Source organism: Microcystis sp. M49636_WE2 (assembly GCF_030065375.1).
In the GTDB taxonomy this organism is placed as follows: domain Bacteria; phylum Cyanobacteriota; class Cyanobacteriia; order Cyanobacteriales; family Microcystaceae; genus Microcystis; species Microcystis aeruginosa_C.
This window is the reverse complement of record NZ_JASJFG010000420.1, coordinates 1-6,644: the sequence shown is the minus strand read 5'-3', so window position 1 is coordinate 6,644 and position 6,644 is coordinate 1. Positions and strand designations below refer to the sequence as shown.

The following is a 6,644-nucleotide window of genomic DNA, read 5'->3' as shown; positions in this document are numbered from 1 at the left end:
CCAGCGCTCGTAAAGTCGCCATCAAACAGGGTAAACGCGCTCAATTTGGTATTCGTATTCCCCAAGAAAGTGAGTATCCCCTCGCTTGTCCTTTCACACCTGAACAGATTCTAAATGAGGACTTTTACGGGTAAAAACGAAAGTAAACATTATCGATAATAAAACCATGAAACCAGAATATGACCTTGCCAACATGAAAAATCGCCCGAATGACCTAACCCCCCTTCCCTGGGAAATAAAGGGGGAATAAAGTTTTTAACACCTAACTACTTACATCTCAATAAATCTCTTGGATAAATCATAGCAAAGTGAACCTTTCATGTACTCTAAATTAAGGAGAAGACGATGGCTAATCTGGATGATGTAGGAAGAGCGAAAGCAGCTGATAAAAACATGAACGATGCTAACCGAAGCGATGTGCAGGTAAACAAAACAAGACCATATCCTTAACTGTTCTCTCTGATTTAGAGCAGTTAACCCTGTCAGTAACGGATATTTTGCTTGGTTAAATTAAAAATAGCAAATTACCATTAACGTAAGTGTTAATTAAAGAGGTAAATATGGTTCAAATTTTACAAGCGAAAGAAGTCACTTTCAGAGATTTAATTAATCATTTTCAACTACAGTTTATAGAAGATGAGCATTTTTTTGGGGAATGGCAGCAAGACCTAAAAGCAATCTCTGAACAGGAAAAAGAATTGTTAGATAAAATCAAAACAGGTTATTTTAACTTATTGAATTATCCTCCCTTTTTGGAAACTTCGGTGAGGATGACGGTTTTAGACCCATTATTATTTATTGGTAACTTTTATCTATTTTCCTTTCAGATTAAAGCGGAAGAGTCCGTTGAAATTATTACAGAAGATCAAGATTTAATAATTAAAGGAAGGTTAGATACTTTAATTCTAAAAGAGCAATTATGGGTAATGATTATTGAATCAAAACGGGTTATTTATTCCGTTGAAGTAGGTTTACCGCAATTATTAGCTTATTTAATGGTCAATCCTCATCCAAACCGTCCTAATTATGGAATGTTGACCAATGGTTCCGAGTTTTTATTTGTTAAATTATTATGGGACGGTAAACCTTTATACGAAACCTCTCGTTTATTTGCCATGAGAAATCCGGGGGATTTATACGAGGTTCTCAAAATCCTTAAACATCTCTGTCAGTCTAGCGAGGGGGTGGAATGAACCACAGAGACACAAAGGACACAAAGATCGATCGCTTCTATGGTAAGTTAAGCTGATCACACAGAACCTAGAAGAGCCTGGATTAGAGGAGATTCGGCTAATCTAAGGATGGGCGGTTAAGAATTTTTTCGGCTTTTCTTGACTATTTCAGCCTTATTTGTCCTGACAAGCTCAAGAATACGAGATTTTTTCTCTAGAATTGCCCGGCCTGAGAGGGGAATGGTAAAGTTAGATAAGAAAATTAAAGATGGTGTGATTAAAGTGAAATTTGCTGCTAGTACCTATTTTTCCCTGCTGCGCCATTGTGCCGTTCCTTTGTTGTCGATCGCTACTTTTACGCCAATTCTCTTAACTTATTTAGCCAAGGAAAAACCAGAAACCCCGCAACCGCAGGCAAATCTAGAGACTGCTGCCTCCCCTGCTCCTATTATCCCATCTCCGATCGCACCCTTAACCGCACCATCGCCGAAACTATTCCCCTCTCCCCAATCTTCCCCCTTGGCGCCGAAAAAATTAGCGCCATCGGTTCAAACTTCCCCTAATACTTCCCCTAATACTGCCCCCGCTGCCGCGGTTAAACCGGTAACTAGACAACCCTTATTGGTTCCCGCTAATTATACGCCGCCAGCCATAGAAATTCGCGTGGCGATTAAAAGGGATGTGGCCAGTGTTTTGATTGGAGTTAACGGGCCGGCGGTGATCACCGATCGCCAAGGTCGTGGTTTAAAAACGATTGCCACTAACGAGGGTTTACCGGTCATTCCAGGTGCCAATGGCTTAAAAATGGGCGATTTATCGCTGCCAGAGGTGATTTTTGTGCAGCCCACCAGTGCCGATGGTTTAGTTTATGTGGATGATGGTTGGTATCGGGGCAAAATCCTCCTTGTTGCCCAAGGCGATCGCTTGTTAGTGGTCAATCATGTTAATTTAGAGGCCTATCTCTATAGTGTGGTGGGGAGTGAAATGCACTCCACTGCGCCAATGCACGCTTTAAAGGCACAAGCGATCGCCGCCCGTTCCTACGCCCTAGTACATATAATCCGCCCCGCTAATGCTTGGTTTCATCTGGGCAATACCCAGCGCTGGCAGGTATATAAAGGCATTCGCTCGGAGTATCAATCGACTCACCAAGCGGTTAATGCCACTGCCGGGCAGATTCTCAGCTATAAAGGGGGTGTAGTCGAGTCTCTTTATGCCGCCACGGATGAAATTGTCGCTTGGGCCCACGGTGGTCGCGGTATGAGTCAAACTGGAGCTTATAAATTAGCGGAAAAAGGCCTAGATTATCAACAAATTCTCGGTAATTATTATCCCGGAGTTGGTTTAGCCCGTCTAGTTCTACAAAATTAGATTGATTGGCTTCCTCGACTGAAAACTCAAATCTGATCACTGATAACTGAAATGCCGACCATAGCAGATTTCTAGTAACTGTATTACAATAAACTTTCAAAATGCTATAGCAGTAAATCTCTCTATGAATAGCCCCTTTCTTGACTACCTCAACGGTCCAAAGCATCCCGTCCTCGTCTTTGATGGGGCGATGGGAACTTCCCTACAAAGCCAAAATCTGACGGCCGAGGACTTTGGTGGGGCAGAATACGAAGGTTGTAACGAGTATCTTGTCCATACTAAACCTAGCGCCGTAGCGAAAGTCCACGAAGCCTTTTTAGCAGTGGGTGCGGATGTGATTGAAACCGACACCTTTGGGGGAACCTCGATAGTTTTAGCCGAGTACGATTTAGCCGACCAAGCCTATTATCTCAACAAAAGCGCCGCCGAACTGGCCAAGGCTTGCGCGAATAAATACTCTACCCCCGAAAAACCCCGTTTTGTGGCGGGTTCCATGGGGCCGGGGACAAAACTGCCCACTTTGGGTCATATTGACTTTGATAGCCTCAAAAATGCCTATGTGGAACAGGTAGAGGGCCTGTACGATGGCGGAGCAGATTTATTATTAGTAGAAACCTGTCAGGATGTCCTGCAAATTAAAGCGGCTTTAAATGCTATTGAAGAAGTATTTCAGAAAAAAGGTCAACGATTGCCCCTGATGGTTTCGGTGACGATGGAAACCATGGGAACGATGTTAGTAGGAACGGAAATTAACGCCGTTGTCTCTATTTTACAACCCTATAAAATTGATATTTTGGGACTTAACTGCGCCACCGGTCCCGATTTGATGAAACCCCATATTAAATATCTCTCGGAAAATTCCCCTTTTATTGTTTCTTGTATTCCTAACGCTGGTTTACCAGAAAATGTCGGCGGTCAAGCGCATTATCGCCTCACTCCCGTAGAATTAAAAATGGCTTTAATGCACTTTATCGAAGATTTGGGAGTACAAATTATCGGCGGTTGTTGTGGTACTCGTCCCGACCATATTCAAGCTTTAGCGGAACTAAGTCAGGGTTTAACTCCGAAATCTCGTCATTATCATTATGAACCCTCCGCCGCTTCTATTTATAGTACCCAACCCTATATTCAAGATAATTCTTTCCTTATTGTCGGGGAAAAATTAAACGCCAGTGGTTCTAAAAAATGTCGGGAACTTCTCAATGTTGAAGACTGGGATAGTTTAGTATCGATGGCGAAAGCGCAGGTAAAAGAAGGAGCGCATATTCTCGATGTCAACGTCGATTATGTGGGCCGGGATGGGGTGCGCGATATGCACCAATTAGCCTCTCGTTTAGTTAATAATGTCACCCTACCTTTAATGTTAGATTCCACCGAATGGGAAAAAATGGAAGCGGGGTTAAAAGTAGCGGGGGGTAAATGTATCCTCAACTCTACTAACTACGAAGACGGGGAACCGCGTTTTTATCAAGTCTTGGATTTAGCGAAAAAATACGGCGCAGGGGTAGTAATTGGAACCATTGATGAAGAAGGAATGGGACGCACTGCCGAGAAAAAATTCCAGATAGCTAAACGGGCCTATTATGCAGCGATAGAATACGGAATTAATCCCTACGAAATCTTTTTTGATCCTCTAGCTTTACCGATTTCTACCGGTATCGAAGAAGACCGAGAAAATGGCAAGGCTACTATCGAAGCAATGCGTCGAATTCGCCAAGAACTGCCCGAATGTCATATTCTTTTAGGTGTGTCTAATATCTCTTTTGGGTTGAATCCGGCAGCGCGTCAGGTATTAAATTCCGTCTTCCTCAACGAAGCGATGCAGGTGGGGATGGATGGGGCAATCGTCAGCGCCAATAAGATTCTTCCTCTGGCAAAAATTGAACCAGAATATCAGCAAATTTGTCGGGATTTAATCTATGATAATCGTCGTTTTGATGGCGATATATGTGTTTATGATCCCCTGACCAAATTAACCGAATTATTTGCGGGGAAAACTACTAAAAAAGACCCCTCTAGTAATGCTAATTTACCCGTGGAGGAACGCTTAAAACAGCATATTATTGATGGGGAAAGATTGGGACTGGAAGAGGCTTTAAAGCAAGCTTTACAGGACTATCCACCCCTCGATATTATTAATATTTTTCTCCTGGATGGGATGAAGGTAGTGGGTGAGTTATTTGGTTCGGGACAAATGCAGTTACCTTTTGTTCTCCAATCGGCCCAAACTATGAAAGCAGCCGTTGCCTTTTTAGAACCCTTTATGGAGAAAAAAGAGGGTGATAATAATGCCAAAGGGACTTTTATTATCGCAACGGTTAAAGGGGATGTTCACGATATTGGTAAAAACTTAGTTGATATTATCTTGACCAATAACGGCTATAGGGTGATTAATTTGGGCATTAAACAACCCGTAGAAAATATCATCGAAGCCTACAAAGAACATAAGGCCGATTGTATCGCCATGAGCGGTTTATTGGTGAAATCGACGGCTTTTATGAAGGAAAATCTAGAGGTTTTTAATGAAAAAGGAATCACCGTTCCTGTTATCCTTGGCGGGGCAGCTTTAACTCCCAAATTTGTCCATGATGACTGCCAAAAAACCTACAATGGACAGGTTATCTATGGTAAGGATGCCTTCTCTGACCTGCATTTTATGGATAAATTAATGCCCGCTAAAGCTGGCGGTCAATGGGATGATAGTAAAGGCTTTTTAGCGGAGTTTGCCGAGGCAGAAAAACCCCCGGTTGTCGCCGAAGAATTAAAGGTTAATCCCGATACTATTTTTACCGATGGCAGCGTCAACCAAGAATTAGTTATTGATACCCGTCGTTCCGAAGCGGTGGAAGTTGATATTCCCCGACCAACACCACCCTTCTGGGGTACTAAAATATTAACGGCAGCAGAAATTCCCATCGAGGAGGTTTTCTGGTATTTGGACCTACAAGCTTTATTTGTCGGTCAATGGCAATTCCGCAAACCCAAAAGTCAATCTAAGCAAGAATACGACCAGTTTTTACAGGAAAAAGTTCATCCAATTCTGACAGCATGGAAAGAGAAAATTGTCAAGGAAAATTTACTAAACCCCACATTAATTTATGGTTATTTTCCCTGTCAATCCTCTGGTAATTCCCTGTTAATTTACGATCCCGAATCGATACAAGCAGGCGAAAAACCCGAAAATCTGCAACCGATAGCCATTTTTGAGTTTCCGCGCCAGAAATCCGGTCGCCGTCTCTGTATTGCTGACTTTTTCGCCCCGCAGGAATCCGGTATTATCGATGTTTTCCCTATGCAAGCGGTGACGGTGGGGGAAATCGCCACGGAATACGCTAAATCTCTCTTTGATGCCAACGAATATACGGAATACCTCTATTATCACGGCATGGCTGTCCAAACCGCCGAAGCCATGGCCGAATGGACTCACACCCGCATCCGTCGCGAGTTAGGTTTTGCAGAGTTCGATCCCGATAATATCCGCGATATACTACAACAGCGTTACCAGGGTTCTCGCTATAGTTTCGGCTATCCCGCTTGTCCCAATATTCAGGACCAATACAAGCAACTAGATCTGTTAGGATGCGATCGCATTGGGATGTATATGGACGAAAGCGAACAATTGTACCCAGAACAATCCACCACCGCCATTATTACCTATCACCCCACCGCTAAATACTTTAGTACCTAATCAGTGATCAGTTATCAGTGATCAGATTTGAGTTTTCATTGCAATTATTGCGGTTGTTTAGGAGTCAGTCCCGATGCAACAAGTTACACCGCCAAACATGAAAATATTCTGATTGATAAATTTGCGTTATTTCAGCTTCTATTTTCCAGTCAGTGCCTCTCCTGATATGTAGCCTATACTCAACGGATTTAGTATGATTGACGAATTTGCGTTATTTCAGCCTCTATTTTCTAGTCAGTAGTTAGTAGTTAGTAGTCAGTAGTCAGGAGAATTAAGTAGGTAGGCGTTAAAAATTATCAGACACCACCCTTATCAAGGGTAGGGTTGATTCATGAATCAACCCTACCTTATCAAGGGGAGCAGGGGGGATCGAACCTAAAATCCATTTTTAATTTAATTATAACGAGCTACTT

At 42.7% G+C, this 6,644-nt stretch carries 3 protein-coding genes and 1 pseudogene; all 4 read left to right on the top strand.

What is annotated here, in order from left to right:
• A pseudogene (locus PX484_RS10000) lies at nt 1–134 on the top strand (DUF29 domain-containing protein); the annotation flags it as partial.
• 426 nt (nt 135–560) lie between these two features.
• Entirely contained in the window at nt 561–1,193 is a 633-nt protein-coding gene (locus PX484_RS09995) for a type I restriction endonuclease (protein WP_287766796.1), read from the top strand.
• A 219-nt stretch (nt 1,194–1,412) separates the two neighbouring features.
• Nucleotides 1,413–2,543 carry a SpoIID/LytB domain-containing protein gene (locus PX484_RS09990; RefSeq protein WP_106908419.1) on the top strand — a complete coding sequence of 377 codons (1,131 nt, stop codon included), beginning with the start codon at nt 1,413–1,415 and terminating at the stop codon, nt 2,541–2,543.
• Nucleotides 2,544–2,667: 124 nt separating this feature from the next.
• Nucleotides 2,668–6,231 carry a methionine synthase gene (gene metH / locus PX484_RS09985; protein WP_287766795.1) on the top strand — a complete coding sequence of 1,188 codons (3,564 nt, stop codon included), beginning with the start codon at nt 2,668–2,670 and terminating at the stop codon, nt 6,229–6,231.
• The last annotated feature ends 413 nt before the right edge of the window (nt 6,232–6,644 follow it).